Source organism: Saccharopolyspora indica (assembly GCF_027853965.1).
Taxonomy (GTDB): Bacteria; Actinomycetota; Actinomycetes; order Mycobacteriales; family Pseudonocardiaceae; genus Saccharopolyspora; species Saccharopolyspora indica.
Map to the genome: position 1 here is coordinate 150785 of NZ_JAQGLB010000007.1, position 12622 is coordinate 163406.

A 12622-nucleotide genomic window follows, 5' to 3' on the forward strand; every position below is an offset into this window, starting at 1 on the left:
ACGGCCCGGGAAAAGTAAGGGGACCCCGTGCACCCGCCAGAGCCCGCTTACCCTTGCTGCCTTCCGGCCCTGGGGGAGTTCACAGGATGGACGTCGCACGAGGTCCACGGACAGTGTAACCCGACGCCCCGGGCACTCCGCGAGGAGGCCTCGATCACTGATCGCCGGTCGTCCGCCGCAGCGCCTAGCGCTGGTGGGCGAACCGCCGCGCATCGGCCACCGGGGAACTGGTGTACGAGCCCGGGGCGAGGCGGTGCTGCACGCTGCGCAGCCAAGCCGCCGCCGTGTGGAGACTGCCTCCCGCGCTGGCGGCGAAGATCCCCAGCGGGATGATCAGGGCGTAGCTGATCTGCTGCCAGGACTCGGCCACCTCCGGCGCCAGCAGCCCCGTCATCCGCAAGATCGTCACGGTGAGCCACACGGCCAGGTTGAGGATCACCGCGCTCAAGCCGATCCACAGCCAGCGACGGGCGTTGAGGTAGGCGCGAGCAGCCTCACCCAGGACAGCTCCGAACCCGGCTGCCGGATCGCCCTGGGAATCGTTGATCGACATGGAGCGAGCCTGGCATCCGGCACGCCCGCCCGTAACTCGATCGCGCACATCCGTCCCCCGCCGCTGGATCGGCGGCCCACGCCGCGCTCACCAGGCGCGGGCGGCTGCGCCGACGGCGCCCTCACTGATCGCCGGTCATCCGGCGCAGCGCCGCCACGTGCCCGGCGTAAGCCGCCTTGCCCTGGTCGGTGAGGCGGAACCAGGTCCGCGGCCGCCGCCCGACGGCTCCCTTGCTGATCTCCAGGTAGCCGGCGTCCTCCAGCGCCCGGGAGTGCTTCGACAGCATCGAGTCGCTGAGCTCGGTCGAGTCCCTGACCACCTTGAACTCCACCCAGTCCGCCCCGGTCAGCAAGGCGCAGATCGAGAGCCGGGGCAGCGGGTGGATGACGGGGTCGATCACAGTCGCACCTGCCCCGCCGCGATGTCGCGACCGATGCCCCGGTAGACGTTCCGGATCGCGAAACCGGCCGCGATCCCGCCGAGCACCGCCACCGCCAGCGCGGCCGCGCCGAGCCCGTTCAGGTTCAGCACCAGCACGCCGCCCGTCCCCACCATCAGCGCGCCGACCTGCAGGAGCACCGTCCGCGCGACCGACGGGTACGCGGCCGAGGTCCGCGCGGGCAGCCGCACTCCGATCAGCCTCGGCACCAGGAACGCCGGGCTGCACAGCACGGCGATCCCGAACGCCTGCCCGATCGCACCGACCACCCCGAACCCGGTCGTGTAGAGCAGCGGCGCGGCCAGCAGCACCGCCGCGCCGACGGCGTAGAGCAGCACGTACCAAGCAGGAAGCCGCAGCTGCCCGGCGAGCTTCGCCCGCTGCCGCTCGACCTCGCCCAGAGCCGATTCCGCCTCGCCCATCGCCAGCTCCCCTCCGTTTACTTTCCAACTGGAAAGTACTTTACAACCGTTCGCGCAGTGGTCAACCCCGACACCAAACCCGACGACGGGCGGTGAGCGGCCGCCTGCTAGGCTTCCGCACGGAGGATTGGCCGAGCGGCCTAAGGCGCACGATTGGAAATCGTGTTGGGTTAATAGCCCTCACGGGTTCGAATCCCGTATCCTCCGCGCTGAGACGGATGCCCTCGCGAGTTTCTCGCGGGGGCATTCTTCGTTCTGGGTGCGAAAAAACGCCCCGGCCGGAGCCGGGGCGTCTTCGCGGTGCTGGTCAGCGGACGGTGAAGCGGGCGATCTGCGGGTCGTGGTCGCTGGCCTGGTCGGCGAACTCCGCGTTGATGTGCACCAGGTCGTAATCGGCCTTCAGCGATGGCGTGGCCAGGATGTGGTCCAGCTGCTGGGAATTGCCCTCGTAGACGTACGAGTAGCGCTCCAGCGGGGGCAGGGCGTCGGCCAGCGGCACGAGCGCGCCGCCCTCGGTCAGGCGCTGGACCGCCGGGGCGAAGCCGTAGTCGTTGAGGTCGCCGAGGACCACCACGTGGGCCTGGTCGTCGATGGCCAGCGCTTCGTCGACGAAACCGCGCACCGCCTGCGCCTGCTTCTCGCGCTGCGGCTCGGAAACGCGCTCCGGCGGCTGCAAGCGGCCGTGCAGCGGCTGGTCGCCGCCCTTGGAGTTGAAGTGGTTGGCCACCACGAGCACGGTCCGGCCGCGGAAGACGAACTCGCCGGCCAGCGGCTTCCGGCTGGCCGTCCAGGCGTCGTCGGCCGGGTCGATGCGGCCCGGCGAGGCGCTCAGCCCCACCCGGTCGCCGCGCTCGACCGGGTGCACCGGCGTGGTCGCGTCACCACCGGGCCGGTCCACGAAGGACACCCGCGCCGGGTTGTAGAGGAACGCCACCCGGATGTTGCCGCCGGGCTGGCCGCCATCGGCGTTGTTCTGCGGGTCGATCTGGCGCCACAGGTAGCGCGGGCCGCCCGCCGCCGCGATCGCGTCGGTGAACCGGCGGAGCGTCTCGTCGGCGGCCACCACGCCGTTGTCGTTCGGTCCGCTGTCGTCCTGGACCTCTTCCAGCGCGACGACGTCCGGCGCGGCCAGGTGCTCGACGACGCCCTGCGCGAGCCGGTCGAACTTCACCTGGTCGTTGTCCGGCGCCAGGTTCTCCACGTTGTAGGTGGCGATCGCCAGCTCGTCCTCGCGCTGCGGGCGGGTGGATTCGGGCCGCAGCTCGCCGGGCTGGTGCTCACCGAGGCTCGTGGCCTCCAGGACGTAGCCGCCGAAGCGGGAGTAGTCCAACGGGCCCTCGGTGGCGCCGCGCAAGCGGTCTCCGACGTTGGCCGCGGGGAACTCGCCGTCGGCCAGCGACTCGACCTTGAGACGCCCGGCGTTGGGGTCGGCGTAGCCGGTGTAGGTGGCGCCGCCGCGGCTGTTGGCGTTCTGCTCCGGCTTGGTGGTGATCCACAGGGCCCGGTACGCGTCGGTCGGCCCGACCACCCGCGCGTCGTCCACCCGCAGCAGCATGCCCTCGCGCGACTCGTAGTAGTCCAGCGCGTAGCGCTGCGGTTCCAGCTCCCGCTTGTCGATGTTGCCCTCCAGCGGCGCGAACTCGCCGGGCACCGCGTCCGGGCCGACCACATCGGCGGGCACCTCTCCCCGGCCGGTGATCTGCCAGCTCGCCTCGACCAGCTCGGTCACCGACTGGTTCGCCGTGGTCTCCGGCGTTTCACCGCTCGCGGTCGGGTAGTGCTCGGTGACCTTCCCGTCGACCACCACGGCATCGCCGACGGCGACTGCGGGCGTTTCCTTCCCGGTGAAGACGAACAAGCCCTCGCTGGTGCGCGGATCGCCGTCGGGTTCCGGGTCCTGGAACCAGAACCCGCGCACCGAGCCGTAACCGCGGACGCCGGTGACGACACCGGCGACCCCGGTCACCCGCTGGCCGTCGAGCGGGGACACCCGCGCGGTGCCCTGGACGTCGTGGATCCGAACGACCGGTTCGGCGGCGGCCGCGGGTGCCAGCGACAGCAGCACCCCGGTAGCGACGAGCAGTGACGTGACGCGCACTCCGGCTTCCCCTCGCCAAGCGACATGATCGACGAGAAGCTACCCGCCCGAAGCGACCAGCGACACACGATCACGTGAACATCGCCGCGCTCGCCCGCTGAGTAGTTCCACGCTTCCCCGGCGCGCGGCGGTCGGCTGGACTGGGCGGCGTGATCTCCGACGGGAACACCACCGCGCCGATCGGGGCGCGGATCCTGGTAGCCCTCGCCACCTGCGCGGCGCTGGTGCCCTGGTCGCTGTTCTGCCTGGTGCTGCTCGGGTTCTCCGCGATGTGCACGGACGACTTCGACAACTCCGACTGCGCCGAGGCGATGAGCATCCCGATCGCGCTCGGTGTCCTGGGCCTGGTGGTCGCCGCGGTCCAGCTGGTCGTGGCGCTGCGCGGCCGGACGACGAAATCGGTGCTGCTGCGCGGCATTCCCGCGCTCGTCCTGGCGCCGGTCGGGCTCTACGCGCTGTTCGCGATCTTCGTCTGGTAGCAGAAAGGGCCGGTCCTCGGTGAGGACCGGCCCTTCGCGAGCGGTAGCGGTGGGATTCGAACCCACGGTGGCTGTTAACCACACGCGCTTTCGAGGCGCGCTCCTTCGGCCGCTCGGACACGCTACCGCCGACTAGGCTACATGTTCGGGCTCGCGCACCCCGCAGCGGGGTCAGCGCCAGGCGCGGAGGGCGTCCGCCAGGGCGACCCTGGCCCGGAACAGGCGGCCGCGCACCGCTTGCTCACCTGCGCCGACGCGCCGGCCGATCTCCTGGTAGGACAGCCCGTCGATCTCCGCGAGCAGCCAGACCTCGCGCTGCGGGGACGGCAGGGCGGCCAGCGCGTGCAGCAGGTCCAGCACGCCGGCGGCCGCTTCGGCCGCTCGCTGCGGGTCGGCCAGGGGCGCGCAGCCCGCCATCGAACGCTGCTCCGGCACCGACCACACCGGCTCGGTGCGGCGGGTGCGCCTGGCGCGCAGGACGATCAGGCAGCGGCGGCGCACGACCTGGAACAGCCAGGTCCGCAGCGCGGCCGGTTCGACCAGCTCCCCGGCCCGCCGCCACACCGTCACGAACGCTTCCTGCACCACGTCCTCGGCGTCGGCCCGATCGCCCAGCATCCGCAGCGCCAGGCGCAGCAGCGAAGCCGAGCAGCGGTGCACCAGTTGTTCGAACGCCTCGTCGTCACCAGCGGCGATGCGTTCTGCCAGCACCGCATCGGTCGGCTCCACGTCACTCCCCTGCAACGCGATGGGTCCGCCCCGGCGAAGCGGAGCGGACCCATCGTCACAGGACCCGGTCCCGATGGAGGCCCGGACAGGCCACCCGAACCGGTGGAATATTCCTTACTTGTCGTCGTCGCGGAGGCGGTCCTTCACGTCGTCCACGGCCCCGGCGGCGCGGTCCTTGATGTCCTGACCGGCCTCCTTGGCCTCGCCCGACACCTTGTCGCGCTGACCGGAGCGCTTCATCTCGTCGTTCCCGGTGGCCTTGCCGAGGGATTCCTTCGCCTTCCCGGCCAGCTGCTCCGCCTGGTGCTTGGCCTTGTCGAACACACCCATCGGTCACTCCGTTCCTACGGGGAACACGTGCACCCGGTCGGGTACCCGGACCGCGCCCAACATCACGGGTCAGTGGTCCGCGTCACTCCGGTGGGTGGTGAAGAACTGCTCCAGCAGCGCGGCGCACTCGTCGGCCAGCACGCCGCCGACCACCTCGGGCCGGTGGTTCTGGCGGCGGTCGCGCACCACGTCCCACAGCGAGCCGACGGCACCGGTGCGCGGCTCCCAGACCCCGAACACCACTCTGGCCACCCTGGCCAGCACCAGCGCACCCGCGCACATCGTGCAGGGCTCGACCGTGACCGCGATCGTGCAGCCCTCCAGCCGCCAGCCGTCGCCGTGCGCGGCGGCCGCGGCGCGCAGCGCGAGGATCTCGGCGTGCGCGGTGGGGTCGTGGAGGGCTTCCCGCTGGTTGTGCGCCGCGGCCAGCACCCGGCCGTCCGGGCCGACCACCACCGCACCGATCGGGACATCTCCGGTGGACGGCGCTTCGGCGGCGACCCGCAGCGCGGCCCGCACCAGCTCGACGTCACCGGCGCGGAAACCGGACTCGCTCACTGCTCCAACTTCTCCAGCAGCTTCTCGAAGTCGTCCCCGAAGCCGCAGCGCTGGGCGATCATGACCAGCTGCTCGTCGGGGTAGAGGTCGACCTCTTCGATGATCACCAGCAGCTCGCCCTCGGGCAGCCCGAGGTCGGACAGGACGGCCAGGTTGCCCTCCGGCCAGACCTCCTCGTCGTCCTCGTCGGGCGGTTCGACGCGCAGCAGGTCGAGGACATCGGCGGCGATGTCGTAGTCCAGCGCCGCGGCCGCGTCCGACAGCAGCAGGTCAACCCCGCCGGGCACCGGCCGGATCAGCACGAAGAACTCGTCGTCCACATTGCACATGCCGAACACCGCGCCGGTGGAACGCAGCTCGCGCAACGCCGTGATCGAGGCGTCCAGGCCGGTCAACGCGGTTCTGTCCATCGCGCTGCACCGCCACCGCCCGTCTTCCCGCACCACGGCGACGGCGAAGCCCGAGACCGGCTCCTGCACCGTCATGGGGACACCGTAGAGCGTGCGAACGCCACCCGAAAGCACTATTGCGCGCTCGTAACCTTCTGAGCACCGAATGCCGCTCAACCGGGTGTGCCTTAACCGGACGGGGTCGGGCAGGATGGGTGAATGCGTGCCGTGTGCGTGATCGGACTGGGACTCATCGGCGGCTCGGTGCTGCGGGCCGCCACCGCCGCCGGACGCCCCGCCTGGGGCAGCACCGCCTCCGAGGACGACGCCGCCGCGGCGCGGGCGGGAGGCTTCGACGCCGTCGAGATCGACGAGGCGCTGCGCCGGGCCGCCGCCGAGGACGCGCTGATCGTCGTGGCCACGCCGCTGACCGCTGTCCGCGGCGTGCTGCGGAAGATCGCCGAGCACGCGCCGCGGGCGTGGCTGACCGACGTGGTCAGCGTCAAGGACCCGGTCGCGGCCGAGGTGCGCAGCGTGCTGCCCGAGGCCCGCTACGCCGGTGGGCACCCGATGGCCGGGCTGTCCAGCTCCGGCTGGGCGGCCGGTTCCGGTGAGCTGTTCTCCGGTGCCGCCTGGGCGGTGACGCTCGAGGAGGACACCTCGCTCGAAGCGTGGCGGGAGGCCGCTCAGCTGGCGCTGGACTGCGGCGCGCAGGTGGTGCCCACCTCCGCCGCGGCGCACGACTCCGCCGTCGCCCGGATCTCGCACCTGCCGCACGTGTTCGCCGCGGTGCTCGCGGCCACCGGCGCCGACGGCGGACCGCTCGCGCTGTCGCTGGCGGCGGGCTCGTTCCGCGACGGCACGCGGGTCGCGGGAAGCTCGCCCGATCTGGTGCGGGCCATGACGGAGGGCAACCGCAACGCCCTGCTCGACGCGGTCGACGACGCCCTCGGCCGACTGGGCGCGGCCCGCGGTTCGCTCGCCTCGACCGGCGGGTTGAAGTCCACTGTGGATGCCGGGTACGACGCCCGCCGCTACCTCGACGACCTGGCGACCTCCGACCGGACGAGCACGACCGTCCGCCTCGACGCCACCGCCCCGGAGCGCCTGCGCGAGATCGGCGAGATCGGCGGCCGGGTCGTCGCGCTCACCGCCGACACCGCCGAGATCGAGATCCCCACCGCCGCCTGACGCGACTTCAATGGAAATCAGGTCCACGAGTTCAACGGAAGTTGCGGATCACCGGCGTGTCGCCCCACGATAAAAACGGGATCCCGCAGCCAGACGGCGTCTGAGGTTCCGCCACTTGCACCGCCACGCAGGGCGAGCCTGGAAAACCTCGAAGCGCGAAGAGAGGCCGCCCTGTGCGTGGGGCGGCCTCTCCATGATCCGCTCCGACCACTGCCGCACCGGGACGGCCCTCACCAGGTCCCGTGCCGCAGCGTGGGTCGGGCGGCGATGTTCAGGTGTCTACCGCTCGGGCTTCTCCTGGCCCAGGAACTCCTTGCCCTTCGCCACGGCCTGATCGATCTGCTCCTCGTGGCCGAACTTCTCCTTGGCCTTGTCCGCGGCCGCGTCCAGCCCCTGCTCGACCTTGTCGCCGTGCTCCCGGCCCAGGTCCTGCAGCCGGTCCTTGAAGTCTCCGAGTCCCATGGTGCTCCCCTCCAGGTCACGGGGTAAGTCCCCGGGCTACGCACGCCGAACGTAAGCCCGGTGCGCGCTGCGTGCAGCCCGTCAGGATCGCGTTAACACCTTCGGGGGTTCTTGCCCGGGCGCGGCGAAGAGCGCTACCGTTCGCTCATGACCGGATGACCAGATTTCAAATCCGGTCACGGAGTCAGAACACCGGAGGTGCCCCGTGACGCAGCCCACCGAACGTGCCGACCGCATCCTCGACGCGGCAGGCGAGCTCATGGTCCGGTTGGGCTACCGGAAGGTGACCATGGAGGACGTCGCCCGCCAGGCGGGCGTCGGGAAGGGCACCGTCTACCTGCACTGGCGCACCAAGGAGCAGCTGTTCGAGTCGCTCATCCAGCGGGCGGCGATGTCGCTGCTCAGCGAACTGGCAGCGGACCTGCGCCGCGATCCGCGGGAGATCCAGCCGCACCGCTTCATGCGCTCCGCGTACCTCATCACCCAGCGCCACCCGCTGCTGCGGGCGCTGGCCACCGCGGACAAGGAGCTGCTCGGAAACCTCACGAACTCCCCGGTGCGCAGCCGGGAGAGGGAGATCTCCGACCGGTACAACGCGCTGATCATCAAGCACGGCCTGGTGCGCGAGGACATCCCGCACCTGGTCTACGCGATGAACGCGACGAACACCGGCTTCTACGCCGTCGGTTCCATCCCGCACGACGCGCCGGACATCGACGACGAGACGGCGGCCGACGTCCTGGCCCACACCGTCCGGCACGCCTTCGAACCCGAAGGCGACCCCGATCCCGCTTCGCTGACCTCGGCCGCGAACGAGATCGCCGACCTGTTCGACGAACTGACCAAGACCTACCGGGAGCGGATATACGCCGCCCCCGGAACCGAGCGGGGTTGATCCCACCGCTCGACCACCACGGAAAGGGGCAACAGATGACGACCCTCGCCGACACCTGGGGAATAAACGAGGCGCAGTTCTGGCTGCGCGGTGTTCGCCCGGAGAAGCCGGTGGAGCACGACGAGGCGGCGGGCATGTGGAACGTCTACGGATACCCCGAGATCCTGCAGGCGCTGAGCGACCACGCCACCTTCTCCTCCGCCACCCAGCGCCTGGTCCCGGAGACCGGCGACAGGTTCTCCGAGGGGAACCTGGTGCAGATGGACCCGCCGGAGCACCACAAGCTGCGCAAGCTGGTCAGCCACGCCTTCACCCCGAAGGTCGTCGCGGATCTGGAGCCCCGCATCGCCGAGCTCACCCACGAGCTGCTCGACGCGATCCCCGGTGACCGCACCGAGCTGGTCGCCGACCTCGCCTACCCGCTGCCGGTCATCGTGATCGCCGAGCTGCTGGGCGTGCCGAGCAGCGACCGCGGGCTGTTCAAGAAGTGGGTCGACGCGATGTTCGACAGCTCCGACCAGTTCTCGCTCAAGGAGCAGACCAAGGAGCAGGAGGAGTACGTCGCCAAGGCCATGGACCAGGTCCAGCAGCTGACCGACTACCTGGTCGAGCACGCCCAGGAGCGGCGCAGGCAGCCGCGGGAGGACCTGCTGTCCAAACTGGTCCTGGCCGAGGTGGACGGAGTGCGGCTCACCGACGCCGAGGTGGCCAACTTCGGGATGGTGCTGCTCATCGCCGGGCACATCACCACCACGATGCTGCTGGGCAACACGGTGCTGTGCCTGGACGCCCACCCCGACCAGTTCGCCAAGCTGCGCGCGGACCGGTCGCTGGTGCCCAGCGCCATCGAGGAGTCGCTGCGCTTCTTCAGCCCGTTCGCGGCCGTGTCGCGGGCGACCAGCCACGCGACCGAGCTGGGCGGGCAGGTCATCCCGGCCGACCAGCTGGTGCTGCTCTGGGTGGCGGCGGGCAACCGGGATCCGCGGCAGTTCACCGACCCGGACGTCTTCGACATCACCCGCGAACCGAACTCGCAGGTCGCCTTCGGCCGCGGCATCCACTTCTGCCTGGGCGCCCCGCTGGCCCGGTTGGAAGGACGGGTGGCGCTGAACATCCTGCTGGAGCGCTTCCCGAACCTGCGGACCGATCCGGCCGACGCTCCGGAGTTCCTCCCGAGCCCGGCGATGACCGGCGTGAAGCGGCTGCCGCTGCTCCTCTGAGACGGGGTCGGGGGACCCACCGGTGGAGCGGGCGGACCGGGGACCGTCCGCTCCACCAACCCGTTCACGCAGGCACCGCTTCGCGTTCGCTCGCGGCGACCGGCTCAGCGACCGGCATCCGCCAGAACAGGGCGAGGGCCAGCACGGCGACCACGGCCGATGCCGGGCCCAGCGCCCACCAGCCCCACTGCGCGGCGACCGCGCCGCCGGTGATCCCGCCGAAGCCCATGCCCAGGTAGAGCGCGGAGGAGTTGAACGCGATCACCACCGCGGCGCCGGAGGGCGTCGACGAGATCAGCCGGTGCTGGACGGCGGGCATGATCCCCCAGCCACCGAGCCCCCACAGCACCAGCAGCGCTCCGGTGGCCATCAGCGAACCGCCCGCCAGCGGCAGGAAGGCCAGGCCGGCGGTGAGCAGCAGCAGCGAACCCGCGATGCCGACGCCCGAACCGAAGCGGTCGGTGATCCGGCCGACGACCGCGTTGCCCATCGCACCCGCGACCCCGTAGACGAACAGCAGCACGCCGAGCGTGCCCGCGCCCGCGCCGGTCAGCGCGGACAGCATCGGCGAGGCGTAGGTGTAGGCGGCGAAGTCGGCGAGGGAGGCGAGCATCGAGACCACCAGCACCCGCACGACGGTGCGGTTGCGCAGCACCGAGATCCGCTCGCCGAGCCGCATCGCAGGCGGCGCCGGGACCGGCGGCAGCGCCAGCAGGGCCGTCGAGGCGAGCACGCCGAGCCCCGCGATCATCCAGAACAAGCCCTGGTACCCGACGGATTCCTCCAGCAGGACGCCCAGCGGTACGCCGATCACCGTGGCCAGCGTCAGCCCGCCGAGCACCATCGACACCGCGCGGCCGCGGCGGTCCAGCGGCACCAGGTCGGCGGCGATCACCACCGCGGTCGGCGTGAACAGGCTCGCGCCCAGCGCGCCCAGCACGCGCGCGGCGGTGAGGGTGCCGAAGTCCGGCGCGAGCGCGGTGGCGATGTTGCCCACCACGAACAGCGCCAGCGACAGCCACAGCAGCCGTCTGCGCTCCCACCGTCCGACCGCGGTGGACAGCACCGGTGCGCTGATCGCATAGGTGAGGGCGTGCACGGTGACCAGCTGGCCCGCGGTGGTCACCGGCACTCCGACGTGCTCGGCGATCGCCGGGAGCACCCCGGCGACCAGGTAGGACCCGGTGTTGATGACGAAGGTGCCGACGGCGAGCACCAGGAGCCGGAAGTGCATTGGCTTCCCTCGGGATGGCGGGGCGGGCAGGGCAGCACGGATCGCGCGACGACCCGCGGGCCGATCGCGTGGAGCTGGGAGACCGCGGCCTCGTCAGGGCACGACGGGGCCGGCGGAGTGGAGTGTTCGGTTGGGGATGACCCTGCAACTGCGGACGGCCAAGAAGGCCAGACCCGTTCTCGGTGTCGGGTGGAACGACGGCCGCAACTCCGGCCGCACCCGGCATTTCGATCGAGTCCCCACGCGCGTTAACACGCGTGATCCGGATCACAAGCGACGCGGCGTCGCCTCATCCTCATCGACGCGAAACACCTTGTGCCGCAACGCTTTCGAGAAGGTGAGCGCTACTCATGACCGACCGGTCGCTGCCGGTTTGCGGTTTCCGCAAAGAACTTTGCCGCTCCGGTCGAGGTCCGGGCAGATTGGCGGCAGCGAACACGACCGAGGTGAGGATTCATGGACCAGCAGTTCTGGGACGACCGGTACCGCAGCCACGACCAGCTCTTCAGCGGAGCGCCCAACGCGGTGCTCGTCGCCGAGGCGAGCGATCTGCCGCCCGGGCAGGCGCTCGAAGTGGGCTGCGGCGAGGGCGCCGACGCGGTCTGGCTGGCGCGGCGCGGCTGGCGGGTCACCGCGATCGACATCTCCCGGGTGGCCCTGGAACGCGCCGCCGCGACCGGTGCGGACCTCGGCATCTCGTGGCAGCACGGCGACCCGATGACCACGCCGCCGCCTGCCGGCGCGTTCGACCTGGTCTCCATCCAGTACTTCCCGCTCCGGCGCCAGCCCGGGCACACCGCGCTGCACGGCCTGCTGGCCGCCGTCGCCCCGGGCGGCACGCTGCTGTTCGGCGCCCACGCCCCCGAGGACGTGCCCTCGAACGCGGACTTCGACCCCGACGACTACTACCAGCCCGCCGACATCGCGGCGCTCCTCGACGACGACTGGACCGTCCTGGTCAACGAGAAGCGCCCGCGCCCGACTCCCCCGCCCGCGGGCACGCACCACATCAACGACACCGTCCTGCGGGCCCGGCGCGGCCCGGTCAGGTGACACCGGCCGGCAATTCGCTTGTTCCGGCGGCGCGGTCTGGGAGATTCTGCGCGGCATGAGCAATGCCACCGACACCTTCGCCGCCTGCCTGCGCGGGCTGGACGTGCCCGGTCAGGTCGTCGAGTTCGGCACCGAGGTGCCGACCGCCGCCGCGGCCGCCGAACAGCTCGGCTGCGAGGTCGGCGCGATCGCCAACAGCCTCGTCTTCACCTGCGACGACGAGCCGCTGCTGATCATCGCCAGCGGCGCGCACCGGGTGGACACCAAGCACGTCGCGCGGCTGCTCGGCAGCGGCCGGATCCGGCGCGCCACCCCGGAGTTCGTGCAGGACGCCACCGGTCAGCCGGTCGGCGGCGTCGGGCCGGTGGGGCATCCGCAGCCGATCCGCACGGTGGTGGACCGGATGCTCGCCGATCACCCGGTGGTGTGGGCGGGTGCGGGGACCAAGCACGCGATGTTCCCGACGACCTTCGACGAGCTGGTGCGGATCACCGGCGGCCTCCCCTCCGAGGTGGAGACACCCTGAACGCACGGTTTCCGCTGTTCAGGACCCGTGAGTGGTTTGTGGGG

At 71.3% G+C, this 12622-nt stretch carries 16 protein-coding genes, 2 tRNA genes and 1 other RNA gene; 7 read left to right on the forward strand and 12 right to left on the reverse strand.

Going from position 1 to position 12622, the window contains the following annotated elements:
* Window positions 1–14 precede the first annotated feature (14 nt).
* From ffs to OU416_RS17740, 4 genes are all read right to left on the reverse strand, one after another.
* Window positions 15–109, reverse strand: an RNA gene (ffs, locus tag OU416_RS17725) — signal recognition particle sRNA small type.
* Window positions 110–184: 75 nt separating this feature from the next.
* Window positions 185–553, reverse strand: coding sequence for a hypothetical protein (locus tag OU416_RS17730; protein ID WP_270928093.1), 369 nt, complete (start codon window positions 551–553; stop codon window positions 185–187).
* 121 nt (window positions 554–674) lie between these two features.
* A complete protein-coding gene (locus OU416_RS17735) occupies window positions 675–953 on the reverse strand; it encodes a winged helix-turn-helix domain-containing protein (RefSeq protein WP_270928094.1) in 279 nt (92 codons plus the stop codon).
* A complete protein-coding gene (locus tag OU416_RS17740) occupies window positions 950–1414 on the reverse strand; it encodes a hypothetical protein (RefSeq protein WP_270928095.1) in 465 nt (154 codons plus the stop codon). The genes OU416_RS17735 and OU416_RS17740 overlap by 4 nt, the downstream gene beginning before the upstream one ends.
* A gap of 121 nt (window positions 1415–1535) precedes the next feature.
* On the opposite strand from OU416_RS17740, the gene OU416_RS17745 reads away from it, so the two are divergent.
* Window positions 1536–1621: transfer RNA gene (locus OU416_RS17745), tRNA-Ser, on the forward strand.
* Window positions 1622–1721: 100 nt separating this feature from the next.
* On the opposite strand, the gene OU416_RS17750 is transcribed toward OU416_RS17745, so the two are convergent.
* Window positions 1722–3512 (reverse strand): endonuclease/exonuclease/phosphatase family protein, encoded by a 1791-nt coding sequence (locus OU416_RS17750; protein WP_270928096.1) that lies wholly within the window; start codon window positions 3510–3512, stop codon window positions 1722–1724.
* Between the two features lie 149 nt (window positions 3513–3661).
* Between OU416_RS17750 and OU416_RS17755 the strand changes: the two genes are divergently transcribed.
* Entirely contained in the window at window positions 3662–3991 is a 330-nt protein-coding gene (locus OU416_RS17755; protein WP_270928097.1) for a hypothetical protein, read from the forward strand.
* A gap of 41 nt (window positions 3992–4032) precedes the next feature.
* On the opposite strand, the gene OU416_RS17760 is transcribed toward OU416_RS17755, so the two are convergent.
* From OU416_RS17760 to OU416_RS17780, 5 genes are all read right to left on the reverse strand, one after another.
* Window positions 4033–4118 (reverse strand) — tRNA-Ser (locus OU416_RS17760).
* 44 nt (window positions 4119–4162) lie between these two features.
* Window positions 4163–4720, reverse strand: a complete 558-nt coding sequence (locus OU416_RS17765; protein ID WP_270928098.1) for an RNA polymerase sigma factor — start codon at window positions 4718–4720, stop codon at window positions 4163–4165.
* A gap of 114 nt (window positions 4721–4834) precedes the next feature.
* Window positions 4835–5050 carry a CsbD family protein gene (locus OU416_RS17770; protein ID WP_270928099.1) on the reverse strand — a complete coding sequence of 72 codons (216 nt, stop codon included), beginning with the start codon at window positions 5048–5050 and terminating at the stop codon, window positions 4835–4837.
* A 69-nt stretch (window positions 5051–5119) separates the two neighbouring features.
* Entirely contained in the window at window positions 5120–5608 is a 489-nt protein-coding gene (locus OU416_RS17775; protein WP_270928100.1) for a nucleoside deaminase, read from the reverse strand.
* On the reverse strand, window positions 5605–6093 hold the full coding sequence (locus OU416_RS17780) for a tRNA adenosine deaminase-associated protein (RefSeq protein WP_270928101.1): 489 nt from the start codon (window positions 6091–6093) through the stop codon (window positions 5605–5607). Before OU416_RS17780 ends, OU416_RS17775 begins: the two co-directional genes overlap by 4 nt.
* Window positions 6094–6216: 123 nt before the next feature.
* Here OU416_RS17780 and OU416_RS17785 point away from each other — a divergent pair, with 123 nt between their 5' ends.
* Window positions 6217–7188, forward strand: coding sequence for a prephenate dehydrogenase (locus OU416_RS17785; RefSeq protein ID WP_270928102.1), 972 nt, complete (start codon window positions 6217–6219; stop codon window positions 7186–7188).
* A gap of 279 nt (window positions 7189–7467) precedes the next feature.
* On the opposite strand, the gene OU416_RS17790 is transcribed toward OU416_RS17785, so the two are convergent.
* Complete coding sequence (locus OU416_RS17790) at window positions 7468–7650, reverse strand: antitoxin (RefSeq protein ID WP_270928103.1); 183 nt, start codon at window positions 7648–7650, stop codon at window positions 7468–7470.
* 205 nt (window positions 7651–7855) lie between these two features.
* Between OU416_RS17790 and OU416_RS17795 the strand changes: the two genes are divergently transcribed.
* The gene (locus tag OU416_RS17795) at window positions 7856–8545 is read left to right on the forward strand and encodes a TetR/AcrR family transcriptional regulator (protein WP_270928104.1); all 690 of its coding nucleotides are present in this window, start codon (window positions 7856–7858) and stop codon (window positions 8543–8545) included.
* Window positions 8546–8580: 35 nt separating this feature from the next.
* Window positions 8581–9765 carry a cytochrome P450 gene (locus OU416_RS17800; RefSeq protein WP_270928105.1) on the forward strand — a complete coding sequence of 395 codons (1185 nt, stop codon included), beginning with the start codon at window positions 8581–8583 and terminating at the stop codon, window positions 9763–9765.
* 64 nt (window positions 9766–9829) lie between these two features.
* On the opposite strand, the gene OU416_RS17805 is transcribed toward OU416_RS17800, so the two are convergent.
* Window positions 9830–10999, reverse strand: coding sequence for an MFS transporter (locus tag OU416_RS17805; protein WP_270928106.1), 1170 nt, complete (start codon window positions 10997–10999; stop codon window positions 9830–9832).
* Between the two features lie 456 nt (window positions 11000–11455).
* Here OU416_RS17805 and OU416_RS17810 point away from each other — a divergent pair, with 456 nt between their 5' ends.
* On the forward strand, window positions 11456–12052 hold the full coding sequence (locus OU416_RS17810; protein ID WP_270928107.1) for a class I SAM-dependent methyltransferase: 597 nt from the start codon (window positions 11456–11458) through the stop codon (window positions 12050–12052).
* A 55-nt stretch (window positions 12053–12107) separates the two neighbouring features.
* Window positions 12108–12578 (forward strand): YbaK/EbsC family protein, encoded by a 471-nt coding sequence (locus OU416_RS17815; RefSeq protein ID WP_270928108.1) that lies wholly within the window; start codon window positions 12108–12110, stop codon window positions 12576–12578.
* The last annotated feature ends 44 nt before the right edge of the window (window positions 12579–12622 follow it).